This window comes from Nocardia sp. NBC_00565, assembly GCF_036345915.1.
Lineage (GTDB): Bacteria > Actinomycetota > Actinomycetes > Mycobacteriales > Mycobacteriaceae > Nocardia.
Window position 1 is genome coordinate 2,439,495 of sequence record NZ_CP107785.1, and the last position, 25,207, is coordinate 2,464,701.

The window sequence follows — 25,207 nt, forward strand, 5'->3', positions numbered from 1 at the left end:
GTCAACCGCCGGCCGCGTCTGTGAACGTGCATCTTCTGTCTCCTATATCCGACCCCGAAAGAAGGGGGAATGTGTTTCGTGTCCCGTTCGGTGCCTGACAACGAGCGGTGAAACGTCGATCGACGGCGCTGGACCGAGTTCCGATACAGCGTGTCAGATCTACGCGTGCTGATGGTGCTCGTCTACGGGCCGAAGTGACTGGGATCTGACGGTTCGTTACCCAATAGTTATAACTAAATAGGTTAGATGATTCCGCGATTGGCGCGCCGACCTGCCGACCTGCCGAAACCTGCTGCACAGGGCGGTACCAGGCTGTTGTCCGCGATTGTCGTTCGTTCGGCTAATCAACACAAAGATTCAGCGATTTAACCTCTAGCGCCCATGATGTGCTTCATCTAACGTGAGTGTCACTCGCCACACTCTTGATAGACCTGCGAAGGATCGTATGACGCAGCATTTGGTTTTTCTGTTGCTCGGCTTGGGCAACGGTGCCGTATTCGGCGCACTGGCGGTGGCAGTGGTGCTGACCTACCGAAGCTCGGGGGTGCTGAACTTCGCCACCGGTGCGATCGCCCTGTACACCGCCTACGTATATGGGTTCCTCAGGCAAGGCGAACTGTTGTTGCTCGTGCCGGGGCTGCCGAAGACGATCGACATCGGCGACCCACTAGGTCTGTGGCCGGCAATGGTCATCGCATTGGCGATGGCGGCGCTGCTCGGATTGATCTTGTACGTACTGATCTTCCGTCCGCTACGCACCGCGCCACTCGTTGCCCGCGCGGTTGCGGCCTTGGGGGTGTCACTGGTCATCGGCGGGCTGGTCGCCACCATTCTCGGTACCGATCCAGTCACCGTCGATCCGATCTTCCCCACTGACGTATGGCGTAGCGGCGATCTGCGGGTGTCGGCGGACCGGCTGTACTTCGCCGCGACCATCGTGGCGATCGCGATTGTGCTCTCCTTGATCTTTCGTTTCACCAAGTTCGGCCTGGCGACGCGCGCGGCGGCGGAATCGGAGCGAGGTGCTTACGTCAGTGGGGTGTCGCCGGATCGGATCGCCGCATACAACTGGATGCTCAGTTCGGCGGTGGCCGGGTTGTCGGGAATCTTGATCGCGCCGATCGTCCCGCTGGTGCCGGTCGCGTACACGCTGTTCATCGTTCCGGCACTAGCGGCCGCGATAGTCGCCAGATTCGAGTTCGTGGTCGTCGCGGTGCTCGCCGGGCTCGCGATCGGGGCATTGCAGTCCGAGGCGCAATATCTCTCGTCGATGCACAGTTGGTTGCCGTCGGCCGGTCTGCCGGAACTTATTCCGTTGGTGCTCATACTCCTTGTCCTGGTCGTGCGGGCGCGCGCACTGCCCGCCAGGGGTGCGGTCATCCTGAAAAGTCTCGGCAGGGCGCCGCGACCGCGGCACCTGGTCGCGACGACGGTGCTGGCGGTCGTCGCCGTCGTCGCGCTGGTCGTACTCCAGGATCGATATCGCATGGGCCTGATCACCAGCCTGATCATGGCCGTTATTGCCTTGTCGATCGTGGTGGTGACGGGATACGCCGGACAGGTTTCGCTGGCGCAGTTGACGATTGCCGGTGTTGCCGGGTTTGCGCTCGGCCCCATCGGCAATTCGTTGCACGTCCCATTTCCCTTGGCACCACTGCTCGCCGCGATAGCCGCGGCCGCGCTCGGGGTGGTGGTCGGGTTGCCCGCCCTTCGGATCCGAGGTCTGACGGTGGCGGTCGCCACCTTCGCGATGGCGTTCGCGTTGGAAGCGTTCTGGTTCCGAAATCTGGATCTGGTCGGCTCGGCCGGGACAGCGATTCCTACGCCGTCGCTGTTCGGCTGGGATCTGGGAATCGGCGCGGGTCATGACTATCCGCGGGTGCGATTCGGCCTGATGTGCCTGTTCGTCCTCGTCGTGGTCGGTGTGAGCGTGGCACTGCTGCGCCGCAGTCGACTCGGGTCGCAGATGCTCGCCGTGCGGGCGAATGAACGATCGGCAGCGGCGGCGGGTGTCAATGTGACGAGGGTGAAGATTCTCGCGTTCGCGATCGCGGCATTCATCGCGGGCCTCGGCGGCGCCTTACTTGCCTATCAGCAGCAGACCATCACCTTTGATTCGTTCTCCGCACTCGGTGGCCTGGTGCTTTTCGGGACCGTCTATCTGGCTGGGGTGACGTCGGTGTCCGGCGGTCTGCTCGCGGGCATCATCGCGGCGAACGGCCTGCTCTACATCGCTGTCGACGAAATATTCACCGTCAGCGGCTGGTACAGCGTCATAGCCAGTGTCGCGTTGATCTTCACCGTGATTCTCAACCCCGAGGGCATTGTGGGCCCGGTGCACGCGGTACTGGTGAAGCGCACGACTCCCGCCGGTACTGCCACCGTCATGGGGTCGTCGGCGGCAACGCGCAGTGTGCGGCGGCGCGAAGATCGGGAGTTCGATCCGGCGGCCGATCCGGTATTCGAATTGCGTAATGTGTCAGTGCATTACGGCGGAGTTGTCGCTGTCGACGATGTCTCGATCGCGGTACCACGAGGTGCGATCGTCGGCTTGATCGGTCCCAATGGTGCCGGTAAGACTACGCTGATCGACGCGATCAGCGGGTTCACACCGCACGAGGGTGCGGTATCGCTGGATGGCCACTCGATCGACGATATGGTCGCGCACAAACGAATTCGTGCGGGGCTCGGACGCACATTCCAGGCGATCGAGTTGTACGACGACCTCAGTGTCGGCGAGAACGTCAAGGTCGGGCTGACAGCCGCCGGTCGTCACCGGTCCGCGCGCCGCGCGCCGGACACCGGCAACGCGCGACTGGATACGGTGTTCGAGCTGCTCGGTCTCGCCGAGGTCCGCGAGCGTCCAGCGGGTGAGTTGTCGCATGGTCAACGCCAACTGGTGTCGATTGCGCGTGCACTCGCCGGGGCACCGGAAGTGCTGTTACTCGACGAGCCCGCGGGTGGACTCGACACCACCGAAAGCCAGTGGCTTGCTGAACGGTTACGCGATATTCGCGACAGTGGCATCACGATCGTGATGATCGACCACGATATGAATCTCGTTCTCGGACTGTGCGACTGGATCCACGTGCTGAATTTCGGGCAGGTGATCGCGTCGGGCCCGCCGGCGGCCATTCGTGCCGATCAGACGGTGGCGCAGGCGTACCTCGGCAGCATGCGTGCGGAAGGAGCGATGCTCTGATGGCCGACCAATCGGTATTAGCGGGTGCGGCACCCGATTTCGAATGTCGTGGCGTGGTCGCCGGACACGGCTCGGTTCCGGTCGTACGCGATCTGGACCTGTCACTGGCCGCCGGAACCGTACTTGCCGTGCTCGGTCCCAACGGGGCGGGTAAGACCACGCTGATGACGACGATCGCCGGGCTCCTGCCCCGACTCGGCGGCGACGTACTGGTCGCGGGGAGACCCCTGCCGAACGCACGGCCTGCTGCGGCGAACAAGGCGGGTGTCGTCCTTGTGCCCGATGACCGGGCACTGTTCACCACGTTGACCGTTCGGGAGAACCTGTACCTCGCGCGCAAGGCGGGCGGCCCCGATATCGATGCGACGATGGCGATGTTTCCCGCGTTGCGTAAGCGGCTCCAGGTGGCCGCTGGCGCGTTGTCCGGTGGCGAACAGCAAATGCTCGCGGTTGCCAGAGCGCTGGTGCAGAAGCCGAAGGTGCTGCTCATCGATGAGATGAGCATGGGCCTGGCACCGGTGATCGTCGAAGACCTGCTGCCGATTGTCCGGCGAATCGCGGACGAGACCGGAGCCGTCGTGATCCTCGTCGAACAACATGTCCAACTGGCCCTCGAAGTAGCTGACGAGGCCATCGTCGTGGTCCACGGTGACATCGGACTGCGTGGCAGCGCTGCCGAACTCGCCGCAGATCCCGGCCGACTCGAAGCCGCCTACCTCGGCGAGGTGCAACCCGTCCCTCGGTGACGAACGGCGGTCGGTCCGCGAGTCGGTCAGGTACGCAGGAGTCCCCGATGGCCGGTCTCGCGGTCCTCAGTGCTTGACGTGATCTCGGTCATATAGTCAAATAGATTAGATTATTCAGGAGGTTGGCATGAGCGTAGCGATGTCGTTCGCCTCGACCCCGCCGGAACGAATGATCGTCGGTCCACACACCACCGACCTGCTCGCCGACCTGGCTGATGATGCGCCCGGATCGGGCACGAAAATTGCACTGGCACAGTCAATTTCATTGGAGTTGACGGTTTCGCGCGAACTCTCGAGAACAAGTGAACACACGAAGGAGGAGCAGCGATGCCCCTGCAGCCATGGATGAAGCTCATCTCCGTCGATGACCACCTGATCGAGCACCCGCTCGTCTGGCAGGATCGGCTGCCCGCCAAATACCGGGACCTCGGGCCCCGAATCATCGAGATCCCGCGCGGGGATCTGCCGGCGATTCAGTCCTGGGAGTACGAGGGTCGGCCCTATCCGTATATCGGGCTCAACGCGGTCGCGGGCAAGAAGCCCGAGGAGTACGGGCTCGAGCCGGTCCGCTACGACGACATGATCCCCGGCTGTTACGACCCCAAGGCGCGGTTGGCGGACATGGACATCGATGGTGTGGAAGCTATGTTGTGTTTCCCATCGTTTCCCCGGTTCTGCGGCACCGTGTTTCTCGAAGCCGAGGACAAGGACCTCGCACTACTGTGCGTGCGGGCTTACAACGACTTCGTACTCGACGAGTGGTGTGCCGCAGCGCCGGGGCGCCTGATCCCCGTGGTAATTCTGCCGTTGTGGGACGCCGAGGAGTCGGTGCGGGAGATCCACCGGACGGCGGCGAAAGGCGCCAAGGCGATTTCGTTCCCCGACCTGCCGCACGCCCTCGGACTGCCGTCCGTCCACACCGATTTCTGGGATCCGGTGTTCTCCGCGGCCGAAGAGACCGGCATGCCGTTGTGCCAGCATTTCGGTAGCGGTGGCGCCACCTCCATCCCGCAGATCGCCTCGGACGCGCCATTCGCGGTGATGATCAACCTGATGGGCACCAACAGCATGCACGCCACGGTGGACTGGATGTTCTCCCCCGCGTTGCACAAGCACCCCAACCTGAAGATCGGTCTGTCCGAGGGCGGCATCGGCTGGATGCCCTACATCGTCGAGCGCGCCGACTACGTCTGGCGCAAACACCGCTACTACCAGAACATCAACCAGGATGTGCGGCCCTCGGAGTTGTTCAAGAAGCACTTTCACGGCTGTTTCATCGAGGACGATTTCGGAATCGCCAACCGGCACATCATCGGTGTCGACCGGATCACCTGGGAGTGCGACTACCCGCACTCGGACTCGTTCTGGCCGGCCAGCCGCAAGCGGGCCGAGGAGACGTTCGCCGAGGTGCCCGACGACGAGGTGCATCAGATCGTCGAGTTGAACGCCCGCCGGTTCTACAACCTGCCCGCGGTGGTTCCGGCGCCCGCTGGCGCGGCGAGCTGAGGTCCGGATATGAGTGCGGACAGGCAGATCGATGCCGACGATTGGTCCGACACCGATCTGCTGACCAAGGATGAGGCGGGCGAACGGCTCGACGACGAGATCGCGGTAGTCACCGCGCGGCTGGCGGAGCTGAGTGCGGTCGCTGACAGCGTGGCCGAAGCGGAGTTGCTTACGAAGCGGCTCGCTGCCATGGAAGTCGCTCGGGCCGCGCTGCGTCGGTGAGTCAGTGCGCTGCGGCGCCCGATCGGGAACGGTCGGGCGCCGCAGCGTATTCGGGGTGTGGCCAGTGTCGAGCATCACGGTTGCGTGAATCGGGTGGACGAGATCGGCGGTCTTGTCAAGATTGTGAAATGATTTAGCTTATTCACCTAAATCTTGGGAGGAAGAGTGGCAGTTCGGACGACGGCCGGGTCGGCGCGCGAGACAAATCGCTCCCAGGTCAACGGCGTGGGCCAGCGCGTTCGCGTGCCCAAGACGGCCGAACTCGTTGCCGCCGATCTGCGGCGCCGGATCATTCGTGGTGAATTGTCCGAAGGTGACGCGCTCCCTTCGGAATCAGAGCTGACAACTCAGTTCGGCGTGTCCCGGCCGACGCTGCGTGAGGCGTACCGAGTGCTGGAGTCGGAGAGTCTCATCGTCATCCGCCGCGGCGTCAACGGTGGGGCCCGGGTGCAGCCGCCGCGCCGTGAGGTCGCTGCCCGCTACGCGGGCTTCATCCTGGAGTATCAGGGCGCCTCCATCAGGGACGTATACGAGGCTCGCGCCGCACTCGAGGTGCCCAGCGTCGGGCAGCTGGCCCGGAAACGGACCGACGAAGATCTGGCCGCGCTCACCGAGGCGCTCGACCGGTACGAAGGTGAGTGCGACCCGCACGGGTCCATCCGGTTGCACGGTGAATTCCATCAGTTGGTGGTCGCTCTGGCCGGCAACGAGACGCTCGCCTTGTTGTCGGAGATGTTGCATCACATCATTGAGATCGCCAACGTGTCGCTGCAACCCGAGGTGGGTCCCTCGGCCGAACGCGCCCGGCGTAAGACCAGAAAGACCCATCGCAAACTGGTCGAGCTGATCCGTGATCGTGATTCAGGTGGTGCAGAACAGTTGTGGCGTCGTCATCTCGAAGAGGCTGAAGGGTACGTTCTCGGCGACGACGCGGCAGCCACTGTGCTCGATCTGCTCGGCTGAGGTTTCCAGCGCCGGCGCGTCCGTCGCATCGGGATGGTGTGCGGTGTTGCACGCGATGGCGCGGCGGTCTCGTCGGATTGCTGGTCGGCGGTGCGCCACTGATATAGTTAGCTAATTCTGCTATATCGAGGACGAGCTGACGGCGGCGTTCGCCGGGTTCGGAAAGTGGGCACACTTATGACAGACCTGACCAGTCCGGCCCCGGCGGGTGTGGATCCGGTGATCTACCGTGGCGTTGCGGACCTCGAGGCTGCAGTCGGCAAGGAGCTCGGACCCACTGGGTGGTTCACCGTGGGGCAGGAGCGAATTGATGGTTTCGCTGACGCGACCGAGGATCATCAGTGGATCCACGTCGATCCGGTGCGAGCCGTGGACGGCCCGTTCGGCGCCACTGTCGCACACGGATTTTTGACGCTGTCGTTGGTGCCGTACTTCGTCAACTGCCTGCGCCGGATCGAGGATGTCCGGATGGGGGTGAACTACGGTTTGGACAAGGTTCGGTTCCCGGCCCCCGTGCGGGCTGGTAGTCGGATCCGAGCCCGCACCACGATGATTCGACTCGACCGCGTCGAAGGTGGTGCTGTTCAGCTCGTTACTCGCACGACCATCGAGGTCGATGGTGACGTGAAGCCGGCCTGTGTGGCTGATCTGGTGAGCCGCTACTACTTCGACTGACCCGGCCGCATGTGTGCAGTTTGACGATTGTGCCATGGGGATTTTCTGGTGTTGCACAGGGCAAGGAGTGTGAAGCAGCGTTAAAACTTGACGGTTTTGTCAAGTTTCGCTTACCGTGGTAGTCGAGCCAATTGCCGCCTTCGATAGGGGATAGGTCATGACCCATTTCACCGACGCGCCGATCTTCGACGCGGATACCCACATGTATGAGACGCCGGACGCGTTGACCCGGTATTTGCCGGAGAAGTACCACAAGGCAGTGCAATTCGTAAAGATCGGCAACGCGACCAAGATCGCGATCCTCGGGAAGATCACCGACTACATCCCGAATCCGACGTTCGAACGGGTGGCCGCGCCGGGAGCATGGGAGAAGTTCTTCTCCGGACAGAATTCGGAAGGCAAGTCCCTGCGCGAGATGGCCGGAAAGGGGATCGACGCCGAGCCGTCGTTCCGCGAGCCCGGCCCGCGTATCGCGGAGCTGGATCGGCAGGGCGTCACGGAAGCGCTGGTCTATCCCACGCTGGCCAATCTGGTGGAGCACTCCGCGGCCGAAGATCCCGAACTCGTTGTCGCGATGATCCATGCGCTGAATCGGTGGATGCTGGAGACCTGGGGCTATACCCACGAGGACCGGTTGTTCATGACTCCGGTGATCAACTGCGGGCTGGTCGACGATGCGCGCCGCGAGCTGGCGTACCTCGTCGAGAACGGGGCAAAAGCGGTGCTGATCAAGCCGGCCCCGGTGAACGGGCTGCGCGGCTGGCGCTCGCCGGCGCTGCCGGAGTTCGATCCGTTCTGGCGTGATGTCGAGAACGCGGGGATCCCGGTGGTCGTGCACGCAAGCCAGCCGCCACTGGACAGCTATATCAATCAGTGGGAACCGACCGATGCCAACAGTCATCTGGAGATGAGCGCGTTCCGCTGGATCACGTTGGGGCACCGTGAGATTGCCGACATGCTGACCAGCCTGATCTGCCATGGCACGTTGACCCGGTTCCCGCGGTTGCGCATCGCGAGTGTGGAGAACGGCAGCGCCTGGATCAAGCCGCTGTTCGACGATTTCAAGGCCACCTACGCCAAGATGCCGCAGGCGTTCGAGGAGCATCCGATCGAGGTGTTCCGGCGCAACATCTGGGTCAGCCCGTTCTGGGAGGGTTCGGTGGCCGATGTGGTGCAGACAGTCGGCTGGGACCGGGTGCTGTTCGGTTCGGACTTCCCGCACCCCGAGGGGCTCATCGAACCGCGCGGCTACTTCCGGTACGCCGAGGGTATGGACGAGCGGCGCACGCGAGACTTCATGGGCGACAACGCTCGTCGCTTCATGGGCCTACCGGTGCGCAACCCGGCGGGCGACTCTGTGCCGGTTCTCGTGTAGTCGAATGCGCTGTGCCACGCCGTAGTTCGATACTCGGCGTGGCACCTGTTCGAGCAAAGTATTGTCGACGACCCGGCGCGAGTGCGTGCCGAGACAGGTGTGGTGATGTCGCTGGAATTGGCGCCGATCACGTCCCCGACGCTGCTCGATCTGCTCGAGGTGGAGCAGCTCGATCGAGACATCTATCGGTCGATCGTGGTCTTCGACGAACCCTTCGCGCTCTACGGAGGTCAAGTCGCCGCGCAAGCATTGCTCGCCGCGGGCCGCACGGTCCCCGAGGGTCGGCTGCCGCACTCACTGCACTGCTACTACCTGCGCGGTGGAGCCGCCGCCAAACCCGTGCTGTTTCGGATCGATCGGGACCGGGACGGCCGGTCCTACTCGGCCCGCCGAGTCACGGCGCTGCAGGACGGCGAGGTCATTTTCACCATGTCCGCATCGTTTGCCGTCTTCCGCGACAGCGCGGACCACGAACTCGAGCCGATGCCCGACGTGCCTGGTCCAGATGACCTGCCCGAATGGGAGTTCGAGCGGCTGTGGTCGACGCAGGCCAGGTTGCCGCCGCAGCGGACACCGACTACGCCGTGGCCGAGCCGCTTCTGGGCCCGCAGCGCCATCGAGCTACCCGACTCCCCACTCGTCCACGCATGTGTGCTGACCTACCTGTCCGACACATCGACCGGTCTCGTCGATGTTCCGGACGGCGCGTATTCGGCGGGGGCCAGCCTCGACCATGCCGTCTGGTTCCATCGACCAGCGCGCCTCGACGATTGGGTACTGATGGATCTTGTGCCGAGAACGGTCGCTGCGGGCCGGGGCTTCTATACCGGCACTGTCCGCCGGCCAGACGGCGTCACCGTCGCCACACTGACGCAAGAGTCGTTGTTCCGGGAGCCGCGCGCCGGTGCGACTCTGCCGAAAATCTGAGCGGGAGTTAGGGATAGATATGAGCGGGATGGCAAGCGCGTCGGTAGATGCCGGTTTGCTGGTGATCCGGGTGGCAGGCGGGTTGACCATGGCCGCACACGGCTACCAGAAATTCTTCTCCGGCGGTCGGATCGCAGGGACGGCTCGATGGTTCGACAGCATGGGGATGCGGCCCGGGCGGTGGCACGCGCTGATGGCCGCGTCCACGGAGGTGGGCGTGGGCATTCTGCTTGCCCTGGGTCTGCTGACCCCCTTCGCGGGCGCCGGATTCGTCGCACTGATGCTCGTGGCCGGCTATACAGTGCACCGGACGAACGGGTTCTTCAGTGTGAATTCGGGCTGGGAGTACAACTTCATTCTCGCGGTCATCGGCGCCGGGGTGGCGATGACCGGCCCGGGTCGCTATTCCCTGGACCACCTTGCCGGATGGGATACCGCGTTGTCCGGTGTGCGCGGGGCCGCCGTCGCGATTGTCGGTGGTCTGCTGGCCGGGGTCGGTCAACTGGTGCTCTTCTACCGCCCACCGGCGTCAGTCGGCGATATCTAGATCCAGATCAGCTCCACTTCGGCGCGAGTGACTCGCATAAATCCGAGGTGGGCGCATCCTGATTCCGGGCACGTGCCGAGCGCACCTGCCCGGCTACGAGCTAGGGTGTGCGCTTGGCTGCGGGCAGGATCGCGGGTGCCGCTCGCCAGTCCTCCAGTCCGTAATCGACTGTGCCGACGTAGATCTCGCCGCGCGAAACCTCGCTCCAGTGCGCGTGGTTGAGCTGATGGATGGTGAAGCAGGCGTCCAGTGCGGTGGTGAAGCCCATGGCATCTTGGGCTTGGTTGACCGAATCTTTGATGAGCATGGCCGCCATGGAAGGGACTTTCGCGATCCGGGCGGCGAATTCGACGGTGCGTTCGGAGATGGTGTCGGCGTCGAAGACCTTGCTGACCATCCCGAGTGCATACGCTTCGTCAGCGTCGATCGAATCGCCGGTGAGTAGTAGCTCTTTGGCCTTACGCGGGCCGAATTCCCAAGGGTGAGCGAAGTATTCGACGCCACACATGCCCAGTCTGGTGCCGACGACGTCGGCGAACGCGGTACCTTCGGCGGCCACGATCAGATCGCAGCACCAGGCGAGCATCAGCCCGGCCGACAGAACCTTGCCATGCACCTGGGCGATGGTGATCTTGCGCAGCCGACGCCAGCGCTTGGTGTTCTCGAAGTAGTAGTGCCATTCCTGCCGGACTCGGCCCTCGGCACCGCCGAGGGTGCTGCCGTTGCACTGGTAGCTCGGGTGCTGATCCGATCCGGGCTCGCGCTCGGCGATGCTTTCGGCGGTGCCGAGATCGTGTCCAGCGGAGAAGGCGGCGCCCGCGCCGCGCAGGATCACCACGCGCACAGTGTCATCGGCTTCGGCGCGTTCGAACGCCTCGCCCAGTTCGACGAGCATTCCGCGGTTCTGTGCGTTGCGGGCGTGCGGCCGGTCGAGTGTGATGCGTGCGACGCGGCCCTGCTCGAGGGTTTCGTATCCGATGTACCGGAAACTCATGCTGTTACCTCTCCTGACGCGTACTGGACCCGCAGCGCCTTCTTGTCGATCTTTCCGGTGGGCAGAATCGGCAGATCATCGACGATGATCACTGATTTCGGCGCCTTGTATCGGGCCAGCCCGGTCGCGACGTGCTCGCGTAGCTGGGCGGCGTCGATCTCTGCGCCGTCGGCGGGCACGACGACCGCGCACACCGCTTCGCCCCAGCGTGGGTCCGGGATTCCGATCACGGCGCACCGCGCCACCGCGGAATGGCTGGCCAATGCGTTTTCGACCTCCAGCGAGTAGACATTCTCGCCGCCGCTGATGATCATGTCCTTTTTCCGGTCGACCAGGTGCAGCAGTCCCTCGTCGTCGAGTAGGCCGACGTCGCCGGTATGGCACCAGCCGTCGCGCAGGGTCGCGGCGGTGGCGGCGGAATCGTTCCAGTAGCCGCGGAACACGGTGGGGGAGAGCACGACGATCTCGCCGGGAGTCCCGGGTGGGCAGTCGCCGTCGTCGTCGACGATGCGCACCGAGGTGTCCGGGAACGGATGCCCGACGGAGGAGAGTCGGCGATCGCGGGTGCGGCCCTCTCCATGATGGAATTCGCGGGGCAGCCCGGAGGTGATCACCTCGGTCTGGCCGTAGAGGTTCAGGAATCCCGCATCCGGCATCGCGGCCAGGGCTGCGAACAGTGTCGTGGAGGTGATAGGCGCGGCCGAGTAGACCACCGTGCGAACGGTGGCCAGTGCGTCGGAGCCGCCGGCCGCGTCGAGCACGGTTTGTAGCATCGTCGGCGCGAGGTGCAGGGTCGTGATCCCATCGGTGGCGGCTGCCTCGAGCACGGCGGCTGGATCGAACTGCCGGTGCAGGACTGCGGTCCCGCCGCGCGCGTGCAGGCCGAGTCCGATCGCCATCGCGCCGATATGGAACATCGGCATTGTCAACAGAACTCGGTCCGCGCTGCCGGTTCGCACCTCGCCGTTCATGATCGCTGCGCACGAGTAGAGTTCGCGCTGGCCGATCATGCAACCCTTCGGGCGGCCGGTGGTTCCGCTGGTGTAGATCAGGCAGGCGAGGTCGTCGGGTTGTGCGGAGTACGGCAGGAACATGCCCGCGCCGGAGGCGACGAAATCCGAGTAGGCCACGACGTCGTCGCGTTCGGCCGGTCCGAAGCAAATGATCAATTCCAGCCCCAGTTCGGCGCGCACCGCGTCCACCACGGGCAGATACTCGGGGTCGACGAAAAGCGCGCGGGGCGTCGCGTCGGCGAGGATGCGGAGGATCTCGGGCGCGGCCAGCCGGAAGTTGACGGTGGCGACGACCAGACCGCTCAACTGACCGGCGGCCAGAACCTCACCGAATTCGATGCTGTTGCGGCCGAGTACTGCGATTCGATCCTGATGCCGCAGTCCCGCGCGGGCGAGTGCGGCCGCGACTGCGCAGGCGCGATCGTGTAGCTCGCGGTGAGTGATGCTATGGCCGTCGGCGATGTAGGCGGGCACAGCGCCGAAGCGCAGGGCATTGTGGCGGATGGTGTCGGCGAGACAGTGCTGTGTCGGCACGAGCTGCTCCGATGGGGCTCGACATAGTGGCGGTACATGTCTCCTTATCGAGACTTGACGATAATGACAAATTTGTCTCGTGATGACAAGTTCCTGTACTGATTGATCCGCGTTTCAACATCTGCTACCGGAAATCTTGCCGCGCGGATATCATTTGACGATGATGTCAAGTACGAACCAGAAGGGCAGGTCTGGCGGGCTTGCCGCCGGTACGGTCGATCCATCCGAGGTCGCGGTCGTGTGCGTCGAATGTCAGAACGGAGTGCTCGGCTCTGATTCGGTGCTACCCGCGCTCGCCGCCGACGCGCGGGGCATGGTCGCCAACGTCGGAAGGCTGCTGACTGCCGCCCGTGGTGCGGGCGTTCGGGTGGTGCACGCGACATTCGAGGGCTTCCTCGGTGGTGGCGAGCCCGGGCCTGCGCCGCTGTGGCGGGCGCTGCGGGCGTCGGAACAGTGGCGTCCCGGACACCCCGCCACCCAGGTGATCGCGGAACTGTTCGATCCGGGCGACCTGGTGGTCACCCGGCACCACGGCCTCTCGCCGACTTGGGGCACGGAACTGCTTCCGGTGTTGCGCAGCATGGGGATTCGGACCGTCGTGCTGGCGGGAGTATCGCTCAATGTGGCGCTCCCACTGACCGCTGCCGATGCGGCCCAGGATGGCTTCCGGGTGATCGTTGCGCGTGACGCGGTGACGGGCACGCCGGCCGACTACGCCGAGCAAGTGCTACGCAACACCATGGCTTTGCTCGCCGATATCGCGACCGTCGACGACGTGATCGCCGCCTGGGCCGAGTCGGTGGTGCAAGCATGACCGAGCAGCACATCGCTGAACGCAGCCAGAATGTGGTTCCGGTCCACACTGCCGGCGAATCAGTGCGTTCGGCTGCGATGCCAGCCGACCATGCACACGCCGTATTGCATTGCAATATCAACACTCTCGCGGTAGAGCGGGCCACGGCCTTCCACATGCTGTTGTTCGGCCTGGAGCCGCGGATGCGGTCGGTCGGTACCGACGACGATTCCGCGGTCATGGGGTTGGGCAGCAGCACCGCGAGCACCACCACGTTCCTCTTCGATCAGCGTGGGCCGCGCGCGGCACCAGCGGTGGAGCTCGTGGGGTGGTCGAGGCCACGGACCGAACCGGCCCGGCCCGGGATGGCCACCTGCGGTTTCACGGCGCTGGGCTATCGCGTCGCATCGCTCGCGGTGTTCCGGGCCCGGCTGGATGCGACCGGATACGCCGCCACCGAGGTGGCGGAAGGGGTGTCGGTGCGAGGTGCGACCCGCCGCGCCGTGCGTTTGACCGATGTCGACGGGGTCGTGGTGGAGGTTGTCGAAATCGCTTCGGCTGCAGGTGATCCCAGCCGTGCAGCGCTGGTGTCGCACGAGCGTATGCGGTGCGGAGATCTCGAGGCCACCATCGCCTGGTATCGCGGCATCGGCTGGGAGGTCCGGGCCCGCGGCGAGGGCGCGGAAGGGCCGACGGCATCGCTGGTGCTGCCGGAGGATCCGACCTTCTCGCTCGAGTTCGAGCAGTTCCCGGCGGTGGCCGGTGCCCCGCGGCCCGCAAATGTCCAAGGGCTGTACCGAATCGCGCTTGCCGTCGACGATGTCCGCGCCGCGCATGCCGCGCTGGTCGCCGGCAAGGCGCTCGGCATCGTGCCGGAGCCCGTGACATTCGCGATGCCCGATATCCCGACGGGGGGCTTCACCGTGCTCTTTCTGACCGACCCGGACGGGGCCGTGGTCGAGCTGGTGGAGCGGCCGCGGTCGACGGTGCTTCGACCGCGGGAACCACGCTGACCGTTCAGATTTCGACGACCCGGATGAGGTCGGCGCCCGCCAGCAGGGCGGCGCCGACCTCATCGGCTTGCGCGGTGTGTCCGCCCAGCAGCAGATCTAGGGCCGCCGCCCGGGTTACCCGGCGATGCAGTTCGTGCTCCTGCGACAGCCCCATCGCACCGAACAACTGGACTGTGTGGCGCATGAGCTCGGCCTGCGCCTGACCTGCGCGCAACTTTGCCAGCCGTGCGGTCCACACCCCGCCGTCGGCCCATGCGGCAGCCAACGCGGCCCGGGCCGCTTCGACGGCGACGTAGGACTCGGCGAGCCGATGCCGCACCGCCTGGAAGGTGGCGAGTTGGCGGCCGTACTGGATTCTGGATGTCGTGTGTGCGACAGCGGAATCCAGTGCAGTCGTACAGATTCCGATGATCTCGGCGCAGAGCGCGCGCCGGGCGGCAGCAACCGCCCGTTGCCCCGCGTCGCCAACCAGTAGCGGCCGGGCCGTGGGGATCTCATCGATACACAGCCAGCCCGAGCCGGGGTCGAAACCGCGGATCGGTCGCGCCGAGACGGACTCCGCGGCGATGATGCCGACATTCCCCGCCCCGTCGAGGGTCACCAGCTCGGTGATATCGTCCAGCGGTCCGAGCAGCAAGGCATGCTGCGGATGGCAATAGAGTACGGCTCGGTTTCCGGTGCCCGCAGGCAGGGCCGGGGTCAGCTCGCGGAGTACGATATCGTCGAGAAGGCGCGAAATCGCCAGTGCCCGTCCGTGTTCGGTGAACAGCAGGGTCGTGGCCGCGGCCGGATCGCTGGCACTGACCTCATCCCAGCCCAGTTCGTCGAGGGCGGCGGCCACCCCCTGCGCGTCCGGGTGGGCGGTGAAGACCTCGCGTAGCGATGTTGCGAGCAGCTCGATCGTCGCGGCGTCGAATCCTGTTACCGCGCTGGTCATACCGTGGCCTCCTTGGGCAGGCCGAGCACGTGATCGGCGATGATCGTGCGCTGGACCTCGGCGGACCCGCCGAGGATGGTCGCGGAGCGGCTGTACCACCACTCGCTGCGCCACTGCGCGACTGTGGCGGTGTCATCGAAGACGAATTCCGGGCCGAGCAGATCGCGACTCAGGTCGTACAGCGCGATTTCGGCGCCTCCGAGCAGTACCTTGTCCACGCTGGCCTCGGGGCCGACAGTGGCGCCGGCGGCGAGCCGTCGTACGGTCTGCGCGCTGCGTGCCCGCAAGGTGATGAGCTGGGAATAGCACTGGCCGAGTCGCTGCGCCGCCGCGCCGGGGAGCGTGCCTCCCGCCGCGAGCCGAGTACTCAGCTGATCGCGTAGTTCGCGCAGGCGGCGCAGTGCGTCGGCCGCGGACATCCACGCGTACATCGCCCGCTCGTACTGCAGCAGGTACATCGCGATCGCCCAGCCTTGGCCTTCCGCGCCGATCAGCCGCGACGCGGGAACGATCGCGTCATCGAAGAACACTTCGGCCAATTCGTTGTCGCCGCTGGCGAGTGCGATCGGGCGCCGCGAGACGCCAGGGGTATCGACATCGACCATGATCATCGACAGGCCGCGATGCCGTGATTCGGGGGTGCCGGTGCGCACCAGGCAGACCAGGCGGGTGGCGGTGGCGCCGTGGCTGGTCCACAGCTTCTGCCCGCTGAGCACATAATTGTCGCCATCGCGGCGGGCCCGGCAGCGCAGCGATGCCAGGTCGCTGCCGGCCTCAGGCTCGGAAAATCCTTGGCCCCACCATTCTTCGCCGCGCAGATACGCGGGCAGATACCGTGCGGCCAGCTCGGGTGCGAAGCGGGATACCGGGGGGCCGAGCGTCTCGAGCAGCAGGTGCGGTGTCGGGATCGGCAGGCCCGCGGCGGCCAGTTCGTCGTAGAGCACCGCACGGTGCCGTTCGTCGCCACCGGCCCCACCCGCCGCCACCGGCCAGCCGTAGCGGTTCCAGCCCTGCCGGTAGAGCTCGCCCATGAGGGCGGCGTGGTCGGCGATGCGCTCCTCGGTTGTCGCGTAATGTCTTGTGCGCCAAGCATGCAGCGATGACTCGCGCATCAGGTTCGCACGTAGTGCCGTTCGGTAGGAGTCCAGGTCGGCCGCGAACGTGTCGGTCATGGCCGGGCGGCGGCGCGCGCCGCGGATCGGTCCAGAAAGTTGCGCACCAGTGCCTGATGCTCAGGAGTGTCGAAGCTGGCGAACTCCTCGGCAAGCGCATACTCCAGCACGCCGGCGACGGCGCGCTTGAGGTGCAGGTTGAGCGCGCGTTTGGTGGTCTGCACCGCCTGGGGCGGCTGTGCGGCCAGCTTGTCCGCCGTCCGCATCGCCTCGTCGAGCAATTCGTCGTCGGGCACAACGCGATTGGCAAGCCCGAGCGCGACTGCCTTGTCCGCGGGAATTCGCTCGCTGGTGAGCAGGTACTCCTTGGCCTGCAACATCCCCATCAGCACCGGCCAGGTCGGCGCACCGCCGTCGGCGGCGGTGAGGCCGACTCCGACGTGCGGATCTGCCATGTACGCACTCTGCGCGATCAGCACGATGTCGCTGCACGCCGCGAGGTTGCAGCCGAGGCCGACCGCCGCGCCGTTGACCGCGGCGATCACCGGAAGCGGGAAGTCGAGCATTTCGTCGAGCAGTCGGCGCGCGGCGTCGATCTCCTTGCGCCGCGTCTGGCGGTCGTCCCAGAGTTCGACGAAATGCTGAAAGTCGCCACCGGCGCTGAACGCCCGCCCGGCCCCGGTGAGCACGACGGCCCGCGCCTCGGTGTCCTGGGCGAGGAAGCGCCAGACGGCGACGAGCGCGTCGTGCAGTGCCTCGTTCGTGGCGTTGAGTGCCTCAGGACGATTCAGCGTGACGATCCTGACCGCGCCCCGCGATTCGATGAGCAACTCGGGCGCGAAGGGGTTCTCCATGACTCTCCTACCGGTCCATCCCACATGTGGTTCTTCATCAGAACTCGACTTGACGGATATGTCAAGTTTGCTGCCGTTGTCTGTGTGACGCGGCTGGGTGGTTCGGTCGGAGGGTGGCTATGGCGCCGTGAGCACGGCCATGATGTAGTCGGCGACGGCGTTGACGACGTCTTCGGAAGCCACCGGCAGCGGCTGGGTGTGCGTGACGAACCAGGATCGGTCCAGCATGGCCTGCGTGGTCAGTCCGAGCGCCTCCGGCGCGGCGGTCGGGTGCTGCTGTCGGTTGCGCAGACTCATGCCGAGCAACCACACCACCCGCATCTGCATGCGGGTGGTGGCGACCCGGACGTCCTCGTCCGACGGCCCGGAATGCGCCGACAGGATGAAGGCGCCGTGCTGGTCCATGAAGGCGAAATACTCACGCACCCAGGCCTCGACGGCGGCTCGGTCGCATGGCTGAGGAATGCTGTCCCAGCGGGCGACGATATCGAGTAGTCCGTGATAGGTGGCCTCGCCGAGGGTATTGAAGATTTCCCGTTTGTCGCGGAAGTAGGTGTAGAACCCGGCGCGCGAGATCCCGCACTCGTCGGTGATGTTGTTGATTCGTGTTCCCGTGTAGCCGCGCTCGAGGAACAGTCGCTTGGAGGCCTCCAGGATGGCGTTGCGGGTGCGGACCGCGCGCTTACCCAGCTTGCCGTCGCCGACGGCGTTGTCGGCATCACTGTCGTTGCTATCGAGCGCGGGCGCTGCGGAATCGTCCATGGTGTGCCCAGTGTAGGAGATCGTGGATGGATATCGCCCGTCCGCGGCGGGATGACGAGCGGTGACTTGGACAACTCTGTCAAGTTTGTGCCGAGGGTCGTGCGGGATCGACGATGCGCCGCCGCGCCTCGATCAGGACGTACGGAGGTCCGGCGAACGCGTTTCAGTCAGCTCGGTCGCGAGCGCGCCGCCGATGATGGTGGCGCACACAAATCGTGCGTCAGGCCGGCGCGGTGCCGCCGTCAACGGCCGATTCATCAGTAGGTCTGGCGATGTGATGTTCACGGTGCGAGCGCGTCGATCAGGCTCCATCGCAGCGCTGTCGCGGGCCCGCGCACTCAGCGGCTGATGGGTGCCATAAGTTCAATAGTTCACCTGTTCGTTATCTTGCCGAGCTGGCGCGACTAGGTGGGCGGGGATGAGTGATAATAGTAGTATCAGCTGACCAAAACCGAAAAGGGGAATTCATGTCCGCGATGCCGCTGTCGACGTCGGTCGTTCGCGTGCCGAAGGCCGGTGAGATGGTGGCCGCTCAGTTGCGTCGCCAGATCGTCACCGGTGAGGTACAGGAGGGCGATGCTCTTCCCTCGGAGACCGAGCTCATGCGACAGTTCGGCGTCTCGCGGCCGACACTGCGGGAAGCCTTCCGAATCCTGGAGTCCGAGCAGGTCATTCAGGTTCGGCGGGGTGCGCGTGGCGGTGCCCGGGTGATGATGCCCGATATCGCCGCCGCCGCACGCTACGCAGGCACCTTGCTGCAGTACCGCAAAACGACACTCGCGGATGTGCATGAGGCGAGGGCGTATTTGGAGGCCGCCGCAGTGGCTGTGCTGGCGCGCAAACGTACTGCGGCCGACCTGCGTGCTCTTGACGAAATGCTCGCCGAAGGTGAGAAACTGGTTGCCGATCCCACTGTGTTCGGCAAGGGATACGACCTGGAATTCCACCGCCTGCTGCTGCAGCTGGCAGGAAACCAGACGATGATCGTGCTGCTGGACATCGTGTCGACCATCATCGAAAGTCATGTCGAGAAGTTCATGCATGAGCATCGGGGAGACACCTCGGCCGAGTCCAAAGCGGCAGCGGCGCAGCGCGCGCATGTCAAGCTGGTCCAACTGATCAGAGACAAGGACGTCGACAAAGCAGTGACGTTCTGGCGTAAGCACCTGGCTCAGGTGAAGAACTTCCTGATCGAGGATCCTGAGGAATCGGTCCTCGACGTTTTGCCGTAGCGAACGATACCGGGATCCGGGCCGTTGGCCGGCAGCCGAAGGGCGCGGTGTGCACCCGTCCGGGCGGCCGCGACGACCGGACGGAGTATGAATCGCCCTTGTCCGGTCGTGGCGGCCATCCAGCTCAGTCCCGGTCTCGACTGAGAATGGTCACGGCCGAGACCGCGGTCGGTCCACCGATGTTGTGCGTGAGACCTATTCGAGCTCCGTCCACCTGGTTGGCGGCGGTCGCGCGCATCTGCTCGAAGATCTCGACGCACTGCGCGACGCCGGTGGCGCCCGGCGGGTGGCCCTTGGCCTTCAGTCCGCCGCTGGGGTTGACCGGCAACGGCCCGCCGATCGTCGTCGAGTCCGACTCGACAAGTTTGTGTGCCTCGAACCGCTCGGCGAAGCCCAGGTCCTCGTAGCTGATCAGTTCGATGCCGGTGAAGCAGTCGTGCACCTCGGCGACATCGATATCACTGGGGCTCAGCCCGGCCATGGCGAAGGCGGATTTCGCGGCACGCACGGTGGCCGGAAAGGTGGTCATGTCCCGCTTGTGCTGATGCATCACCCGGTCGACACCGAGCCCGACGCCCCGGATCCATACCGGCCGATCGGTAAAGCGGTCGACCACCTCTTCCGCGGCAAGCAGGAGCGCGGCGGCCCCGTCACTCTGCGGTGTGCAGTCGTAGAGTCCGAACGGCTCGACCACCATAGGCGCGTTGAGTACCTGGTCGATGGTGATCTCGTGGCGGAGTTGAGCTTTCGGGTTCGGTAGCGCGTGGCGGTGGTTCTTCACCGCCACCATGGCCATGTGCTCACGGGTGGCGGGCGATTCGTGCAGATATCGAGTGACGTGCAGGGCGAAGTTCGCCGGGGCGATCAGGCCGAGCGGGTAGTCCCAGGCCATATCGCGGGTCATGCCCGCCCACTCCCAGAAGGTGTCCTTGCTGGCCGATTCGCGCACCTTGTCGGCGCCGACGACCAGTGCGACGTCGAACGCGCCCGACGCGATCCCATAGAGCGCGTTGCGGACCGCGTCATTGCCGGTGGCGCAGGCGTTTTCGACCCGGGTGACCGGGATGTCGAGCAGACCGCAGCTATCGGCCAGGATTCCGGAGGGAAATCCGTCGGACGTGGACAGCTCACCGAACCACGCCGCCTGGATATCGGCCTTGGCGACCCCCTTGTCCACGCTCGCGGCGCATTCGGCGAACGCCATCGGCACCAAATCCTTGATACCCAGCCCGAAGTGCTCGCCGAACGATGTCATGCCCGCGCCGACGATCGCGACCTTTCTCATGCGACTTCCTCCTGTGTGGTCTCAGCGGTTTCCGGACGAAAGGCGTATCCGTAGTCGGGTATCCCGGAGCGGATCGCCACGCGGCGCAGCACGAGATGGCCCCGATCGCCGATCGCGACTGAACCCGGTTCCGCTCCGGTGATTTTGACCAGCGCCCGGACATCGACGTCGTCCAATTCGACGATGACCAGTGAATACGGGCTGTCCAGGCCGGGCACCGGCACGTGCACGGTGGCGACGGTATAAATCGTTCCGGTGCGTGGCAGAGGGACGAGTTCGGCGCCGGCGATCAGGCGACCGTTGTCGTCGACCCGGAGCCGGGGCGGGAAGTCCAGCTCGCCGGTGCTCGGATCGCGGGATGCCTGCCATCGCAGCTTGGCGGAGAACGCCCGGTCGTAGGCGGCCAGCGAGATCGGGATCTCGGGTCCCGCGGCCCGAACGGCCTTCGGTACCGGGCGAAGGGCCGGCTCGTTCCGGTGCACCGGCGCCGATCCGGAGTCCACCGCCAAACCGGTGACACTAGCCTGCTCCACGCCGAGAAGTGGTCCGCGCGTAGCAGTCTCGGACATCCAGGCCAAAGCGAACAAGGCGGCGCTTGCTCCGGTTGTCGGCAGCTGTGGCGCGGTGCCGTCGCACAGCGCCGCGGCCAGCTTGTGGTCGACTCCGGCCACCACCCGTGGTTTGTCGGTGGTGGCGGTGCGCAGCGATTCCAGCACTCCGCGCTCGCGCAGCAGCCGGGGGTCGCCGTAATCGTGCACGGCGCCGGAGCCGTCACGAGTGCGTGCGGGCAGGCTCCGGGCCAGTCGCGCGATCGGGCGGATGGCCAGTCCGGTCTCACCGACCAGCGCCGCCGCGGCACCCGCGGGCGCCAGGTCGACGGCGATGACGAGGGTGTGGGCACGGGCGCCGGCGATCGCGTCCAGGGAGGTGGGCGCGCCGCCGAGGCGCTCGATGACTTCGATGTCCGGGTCCAGGCCGAGACCGGCCAGTAGCACCGCCGCGCTACCACCCTCGAGCAGTGGAATATCCCTGGTAATCAGCACGACTCGCGCGACTGCCGCGCCCTCCGGCCGGGCCGAGCGTCCTGCCTCGACGGCCAGTGTCACCGCGTCCTCGTCGGCCGCTGCTACTCGTCCGCGCGTGGATCCGCACGGCGGCAGGTAGGTGCCCAGTGAACTGATGAAACTCATCGCACAACCTCAGTTCCGCGGGACGCTTCGCCGCGCCCCGATCCAGAGTCGCTTATTTAGATAACTATTTATACTACATTGAACCGGGCGTCATATGCGGGTTCGGCAGTGGATCGCGGCGGAGGTCGGCGACCCGCGATTTCCTGGGCTTGCTCGGCGAGAGGGTGTGGTGTGGCACATATCACGGCAGCTGGCTCAGGAACAAAGAATATGATTAAGTACAATGAGTTATCTAATTCTGGTGGACTTGAGCTAGAGTCGATGTTGATCGGAAGTGCGCCGCATGTGGGCGAACCGTGGAACAGCACGTGAATCGAGCCGGGATCGGCGAGGCCCGGTGCGGCCGCCGAAGCAGGCCCCGGGATGGCACTCGGTTGAGCACTGCCGCGTACGTCTAGTGGGCGCCGGGCTGCTGTTGGAGTTCCGTGCGACCATGGATCAGGGGCGAAATTTCGCGGAGGCGGTTCGGTGCTGGCCGTCGGGTCTGCGCGTCTTGGTCGACTACGAGGTACGCCCCGACCTTCCCGCGCTGCCGTGCGGCAGACTCTGGGACTGAGGGGGCCGGTGGCAGCGGCGTCCGCCGCGCGCGACATCGCTGTCAGGGGAATCCGCCGCGGTGAGCTACCCGAGACGACGTCGGTGACACTGTTGTTGGATTGCCTGGACCGAACGAGTCTGCAAATGCCCCAGGACGGTGTCTTTCGAGGAGGTGCCTCGGCTGCCGAGCGGAAGATCCTGCACCGGGAACTGATGACGCGCCACGCGGGGTGGCGGCGCAGTGACCCGGCGGATCAGGTGGTGACGGCGGTGGTCTGCACCGACGAGAGCGTGTCGAACCCTTCGTCGAGCAGCGCCTCCAGGTCGAGCTTGCCATCGGAGGCCGCCCAGCGTTCGACGGCGATGTTCAGGCAGTCCAGCGCGGCGGCGGCCTTGACCTCGAGTGCCAGCGGGATCGGTCCCGTCAGGCCGGCCCGCGCGGCGAGCGCGGCGGTGAGGGTCGGCCGCCAGCTGTGCGTCTTCTCCAGCTGCCGCCCGAACAGCGCAGGGGTATCGAAGATGAGTTGGGAGATGGCGAGCGCGCCGGCCGGGTCATCCAGGTAGTACTCGACGACCCCTTCCATCGCCCGCCGCAGCGCCGTCCACTCGTCCTCGGCGGGTGGACGGGCGCGCAGCGCGGCCGCGAACCGTACGGCGTGGACGTCGAAGGCGCTCAGTACCGCCTCCTCTTTGCTGCCGAAGTAGCGCAGCAGGGTGCTGCGGGATACGCCGGCCGCGGCGGCCATGTCATCGACGGTGATGTTGTGGAATCCCCGCTGCCGGGTCAGTTCGAAGGCGGCCTGGGAGATGTCGGCTCGCACCGCGGCGCGGGCGATCGTTCTGGTGCGCGCGGTACCGCTCATGAGGTGCGACCATAGCATTTGAAATTCGGTTGCACAAGTGACACTCAGTCGCTAGTCTGACACTCAGTCTCAGGTGTGAGTGCCGTCACGCGATGTTGCCAGCCCAGGGCCCGCAACGGAGCGAGGTGCGATTCGGCCGAGGACTTCCCGTTACCGACGGGGAAATCATGGAAACAATCACGGAGCAAGAGGCAAAATGTCGGATTTCTTTGTCGTATCGGGTGATACGCACATCATCGAGCCGGTCGATCTGTTCAAGACCAGACTGCCCAAGAACCTTCGGGACCGAGCACTCTGGGAAGAGGAGTTCACCCTGGACGAGCCGATCGTGGCGGGTGGGCATACCGAGTTCAAGAAGCTGCACACGATCGGCTTCGACGGCTGGACCATCTCCAAATACCGGCAGCTCGGCGGGCGCACCCCGGACGGCGATCCGGAGAACATCATCCGGGATATGGATCTCGATGGCGTGGATGCCTCGGTGATGTTCCCGAACCTGTCGCTGTTCGTGCTGTTCACCGATGACCATGAGCTGTCGATGGCGCACGCGCGGGCCTGGAACGACTACCTCGTCGAGCGTTATCTCCCGTACCAGGACCGGATGCGCCCGACGGCGGCGATACCGCTCACCGATATCCCCGACGCGGTCGCCGAGATCGAGCGGATCGCCCGGCTCGGGTTGGGTGCGATCCTGTTGCCGGAGATCCCGCCTCTGCCGTACTGGTCGCGGGAGTACGACCCGGTGTGGGCCGCCGCCCAAGCGCACGGGCTGCCGGTGTTCTTCCATGTCGCCACCGGTGGGGTGATGGTCAAGGAGCAGGTGTCGGAAACGGCGACCACCGTCAAGGGCCTGATGACCGCCATGAATATGGGCAAGGGTCAGCTGACCGACGATATGGTGGCGGGCCGGACCATGGGCGGCGGAAACACCGCCTCGGCCAGCCCGCAGGCCATCATCGCCTCGCTCATCGGCGGCGGTGTCTGTGAGCGGTTCCCCGATCTGCACTTCAACCTGACCGAATTCGGTGCCGGCTGGCTGGTCTCGTTCGTGGGCATGATGGACAAGTCCTGGCGGACCGGCACCGGTCAGGACCCTGACTGGTGGCTCGGTTTCTGGGACGACTCGCGCCCGGCGCATGATCAGCCGTCCATGGGCCGTCTGTTCAACATCAATGCGAAGTGGCCGTACCCGCTCAAGCCGAGTGAGTACCTGCAGCGTCAGATTCACGTGCAGTTCGCCGACGATCCGGTAGCGGTGCAGGCGCGCCACATCACCGGAATATCGACGATCATGTGGGGCAATGACTACCCGCACGCCGAGGGCACCTTCCGCAGCAGCGCCGAGTGCATCGCCGAGAACTTCGCCGGTGTTCCCGACGACGAGCGGGCGGTCATCCTCGGCGCCACCCTGGCCGATGTCGTCGGATTCGACCGCAGCGTGAAGAAGGCCCCGGTACAAGTCTGAAACCAGCTGGGCCCTGGGGTGATCGCGCTCCAGGGCCCGGATATCAGTGCACCGGCGCACGGTCCAGTGCACGGATGATGTCCTCGACCCGCTGCTTGGCATCGCCGAAGAGCATCTGGGTGTTGTCGCGGAAGAACAGCGGATTCTGCACACCGGCGTATCCGGCGGCCATGGATCGCTTGAACACGATGACATTCTCGGCCTCCCACACCCGCAGTACGGGCATGCCCGCGATGGGGCTGCCCGGGTCCTCGGCGGCCGGATTGACCGTATCGATGGCGAGCGTGTCGGCGACGTCCACGACGAGCACGAAGGTGGCCACCAAGGCGACGGCCATCCCGATGATGCCGTAAGTCAGTCCGCGCCTTGCGGTTTCGTGTTCGGATAGCCCCGCGAGGCTGAAGATGAACAGCAGAGCGGCGATGAGATAGGCCGCGGTGGCGACACTCGAAATGGTCAT

The 25,207-nt window shown here is 65.3% G+C and carries 23 protein-coding genes and 2 pseudogenes; 14 read left to right on the forward strand and 11 right to left on the reverse strand.

Features of this window, described 5'->3' with window-relative positions:
- Positions 1 to 445: 445 nt before the first annotated feature.
- The 10 genes from OG874_RS11740 (at position 446) to OG874_RS11785 (ending at position 10,163) form a co-directional block, all read left to right on the forward strand.
- A complete protein-coding gene (locus tag OG874_RS11740; protein ID WP_330255152.1) occupies positions 446 to 3,202 on the forward strand; it encodes a branched-chain amino acid ABC transporter permease/ATP-binding protein in 2,757 nt (918 codons plus the stop codon).
- On the forward strand, positions 3,202 to 3,948 hold the full coding sequence (locus OG874_RS11745; protein ID WP_330255153.1) for an ABC transporter ATP-binding protein: 747 nt from the start codon (positions 3,202 to 3,204) through the stop codon (positions 3,946 to 3,948). The genes OG874_RS11740 and OG874_RS11745 overlap by 1 nt, the downstream gene beginning before the upstream one ends.
- A 127-nt stretch (positions 3,949 to 4,075) precedes the next feature.
- Positions 4,076 to 4,297, forward strand: coding sequence for a hypothetical protein (locus OG874_RS11750; protein WP_330255154.1), 222 nt, complete (start codon positions 4,076 to 4,078; stop codon positions 4,295 to 4,297).
- Entirely contained in the window at positions 4,276 to 5,454 is a 1,179-nt protein-coding gene (locus OG874_RS11755) for an amidohydrolase family protein (protein ID WP_330255155.1), read from the forward strand. The genes OG874_RS11750 and OG874_RS11755 overlap by 22 nt, the downstream gene beginning before the upstream one ends.
- A 9-nt stretch (positions 5,455 to 5,463) precedes the next feature.
- Positions 5,464 to 5,676 (forward strand): hypothetical protein, encoded by a 213-nt coding sequence (locus OG874_RS11760; protein ID WP_330255156.1) that lies wholly within the window; start codon positions 5,464 to 5,466, stop codon positions 5,674 to 5,676.
- Between the two features lie 225 nt (positions 5,677 to 5,901).
- Entirely contained in the window at positions 5,902 to 6,639 is a 738-nt protein-coding gene (locus tag OG874_RS11765) for a FadR/GntR family transcriptional regulator (protein ID WP_330257265.1), read from the forward strand.
- Between the two features lie 177 nt (positions 6,640 to 6,816).
- Positions 6,817 to 7,314 carry a MaoC family dehydratase gene (locus tag OG874_RS11770; RefSeq protein WP_330255157.1) on the forward strand — a complete coding sequence of 166 codons (498 nt, stop codon included), beginning with the start codon at positions 6,817 to 6,819 and terminating at the stop codon, positions 7,312 to 7,314.
- A gap of 157 nt (positions 7,315 to 7,471) precedes the next feature.
- The gene (locus OG874_RS11775) at positions 7,472 to 8,689 is read left to right on the forward strand and encodes an amidohydrolase family protein (RefSeq protein WP_330255158.1); all 1,218 of its coding nucleotides are present in this window, start codon (positions 7,472 to 7,474) and stop codon (positions 8,687 to 8,689) included.
- Positions 8,690 to 8,794: 105 nt separating this feature from the next.
- Positions 8,795 to 9,616: an acyl-CoA thioesterase gene (locus tag OG874_RS11780; protein ID WP_330255159.1), complete on the forward strand. Its 822-nt coding sequence runs from the start codon at positions 8,795 to 8,797 to the stop codon at positions 9,614 to 9,616.
- A gap of 28 nt (positions 9,617 to 9,644) precedes the next feature.
- A complete protein-coding gene (locus tag OG874_RS11785) occupies positions 9,645 to 10,163 on the forward strand; it encodes a DoxX family protein (protein ID WP_330257266.1) in 519 nt (172 codons plus the stop codon).
- Positions 10,164 to 10,263: 100 nt separating this feature from the next.
- Here the strand turns inward: OG874_RS11785 and OG874_RS11790 are convergent, their stop codons facing one another.
- Complete coding sequence (locus OG874_RS11790) at positions 10,264 to 11,157, reverse strand: enoyl-CoA hydratase (protein WP_330255160.1); 894 nt, start codon at positions 11,155 to 11,157, stop codon at positions 10,264 to 10,266.
- Positions 11,154 to 12,704 (reverse strand): class I adenylate-forming enzyme family protein, encoded by a 1,551-nt coding sequence (locus OG874_RS11795; RefSeq protein WP_330255161.1) that lies wholly within the window; start codon positions 12,702 to 12,704, stop codon positions 11,154 to 11,156. Before OG874_RS11795 ends, OG874_RS11790 begins: the two co-directional genes overlap by 4 nt.
- 160 nt (positions 12,705 to 12,864) lie before the next feature.
- Between OG874_RS11795 and OG874_RS11800 the strand changes: the two genes are divergently transcribed.
- Both OG874_RS11800 and OG874_RS11805 read left to right on the forward strand, forming a co-directional pair.
- A complete protein-coding gene (locus OG874_RS11800) occupies positions 12,865 to 13,518 on the forward strand; it encodes a cysteine hydrolase (RefSeq protein WP_330255162.1) in 654 nt (217 codons plus the stop codon).
- Positions 13,515 to 14,510, forward strand: coding sequence for a VOC family protein (locus tag OG874_RS11805; protein ID WP_330255163.1), 996 nt, complete (start codon positions 13,515 to 13,517; stop codon positions 14,508 to 14,510). The genes OG874_RS11800 and OG874_RS11805 overlap by 4 nt, the downstream gene beginning before the upstream one ends.
- A gap of 4 nt (positions 14,511 to 14,514) precedes the next feature.
- On the opposite strand, the gene OG874_RS11810 is transcribed toward OG874_RS11805, so the two are convergent.
- From OG874_RS11810 to OG874_RS11825, 4 genes are all read right to left on the reverse strand, one after another.
- Positions 14,515 to 15,447: an acyl-CoA dehydrogenase family protein gene (locus OG874_RS11810; protein WP_330255164.1), complete on the reverse strand. Its 933-nt coding sequence runs from the start codon at positions 15,445 to 15,447 to the stop codon at positions 14,515 to 14,517.
- Positions 15,444 to 16,619, reverse strand: a complete 1,176-nt coding sequence (locus tag OG874_RS11815) for an acyl-CoA dehydrogenase family protein (RefSeq protein WP_330255165.1) — start codon at positions 16,617 to 16,619, stop codon at positions 15,444 to 15,446. The genes OG874_RS11810 and OG874_RS11815 overlap by 4 nt, the downstream gene beginning before the upstream one ends.
- Positions 16,616 to 17,413 carry an enoyl-CoA hydratase/isomerase family protein gene (locus OG874_RS11820; protein WP_330255166.1) on the reverse strand — a complete coding sequence of 266 codons (798 nt, stop codon included), beginning with the start codon at positions 17,411 to 17,413 and terminating at the stop codon, positions 16,616 to 16,618. The genes OG874_RS11815 and OG874_RS11820 overlap by 4 nt, the downstream gene beginning before the upstream one ends.
- Positions 17,414 to 17,530: 117 nt before the next feature.
- Positions 17,531 to 18,175 (reverse strand): TetR/AcrR family transcriptional regulator, encoded by a 645-nt coding sequence (locus OG874_RS11825; RefSeq protein WP_330255167.1) that lies wholly within the window; start codon positions 18,173 to 18,175, stop codon positions 17,531 to 17,533.
- A 467-nt stretch (positions 18,176 to 18,642) separates the two neighbouring features.
- On the opposite strand from OG874_RS11825, the gene OG874_RS11830 reads away from it, so the two are divergent.
- Positions 18,643 to 19,407 (forward strand): FadR/GntR family transcriptional regulator, encoded by a 765-nt coding sequence (locus OG874_RS11830; protein WP_330255168.1) that lies wholly within the window; start codon positions 18,643 to 18,645, stop codon positions 19,405 to 19,407.
- A gap of 124 nt (positions 19,408 to 19,531) precedes the next feature.
- Here the strand turns inward: OG874_RS11830 and OG874_RS11835 are convergent, their stop codons facing one another.
- The 3 genes from OG874_RS11835 to OG874_RS11845 all read right to left on the reverse strand — a co-directional run bounded on the left by OG874_RS11835 (position 19,532) and on the right by OG874_RS11845 (position 23,282).
- On the reverse strand, positions 19,532 to 20,692 hold the full coding sequence (locus OG874_RS11835) for a thiolase C-terminal domain-containing protein (RefSeq protein ID WP_330255169.1): 1,161 nt from the start codon (positions 20,690 to 20,692) through the stop codon (positions 19,532 to 19,534).
- Complete coding sequence (locus tag OG874_RS11840; protein ID WP_330255170.1) at positions 20,689 to 21,882, reverse strand: OB-fold domain-containing protein; 1,194 nt, start codon at positions 21,880 to 21,882, stop codon at positions 20,689 to 20,691. The genes OG874_RS11835 and OG874_RS11840 overlap by 4 nt, the downstream gene beginning before the upstream one ends.
- Positions 21,883 to 22,673: 791 nt before the next feature.
- Positions 22,674 to 23,282: a TetR family transcriptional regulator gene (locus tag OG874_RS11845; protein WP_330255171.1), complete on the reverse strand. Its 609-nt coding sequence runs from the start codon at positions 23,280 to 23,282 to the stop codon at positions 22,674 to 22,676.
- Between the two features lie 196 nt (positions 23,283 to 23,478).
- Between OG874_RS11845 and OG874_RS11850 the strand changes: the two genes are divergently transcribed.
- Positions 23,479 to 24,747, forward strand: coding sequence for an amidohydrolase family protein (locus OG874_RS11850; protein ID WP_330255172.1), 1,269 nt, complete (start codon positions 23,479 to 23,481; stop codon positions 24,745 to 24,747).
- A 43-nt stretch (positions 24,748 to 24,790) separates the two neighbouring features.
- On the opposite strand, the pseudogene OG874_RS44670 reads toward OG874_RS11850, so the two are convergent.
- Positions 24,791 to 25,027: pseudogene (locus OG874_RS44670) on the reverse strand (NAD(P)(+) transhydrogenase (Re/Si-specific) subunit beta); the annotation flags it as partial.
- Positions 25,028 to 25,063: 36 nt separating this feature from the next.
- Positions 25,064 to 25,207, reverse strand: a pseudogene (locus OG874_RS44675) (NAD(P)(+) transhydrogenase (Re/Si-specific) subunit beta); the annotation flags it as partial.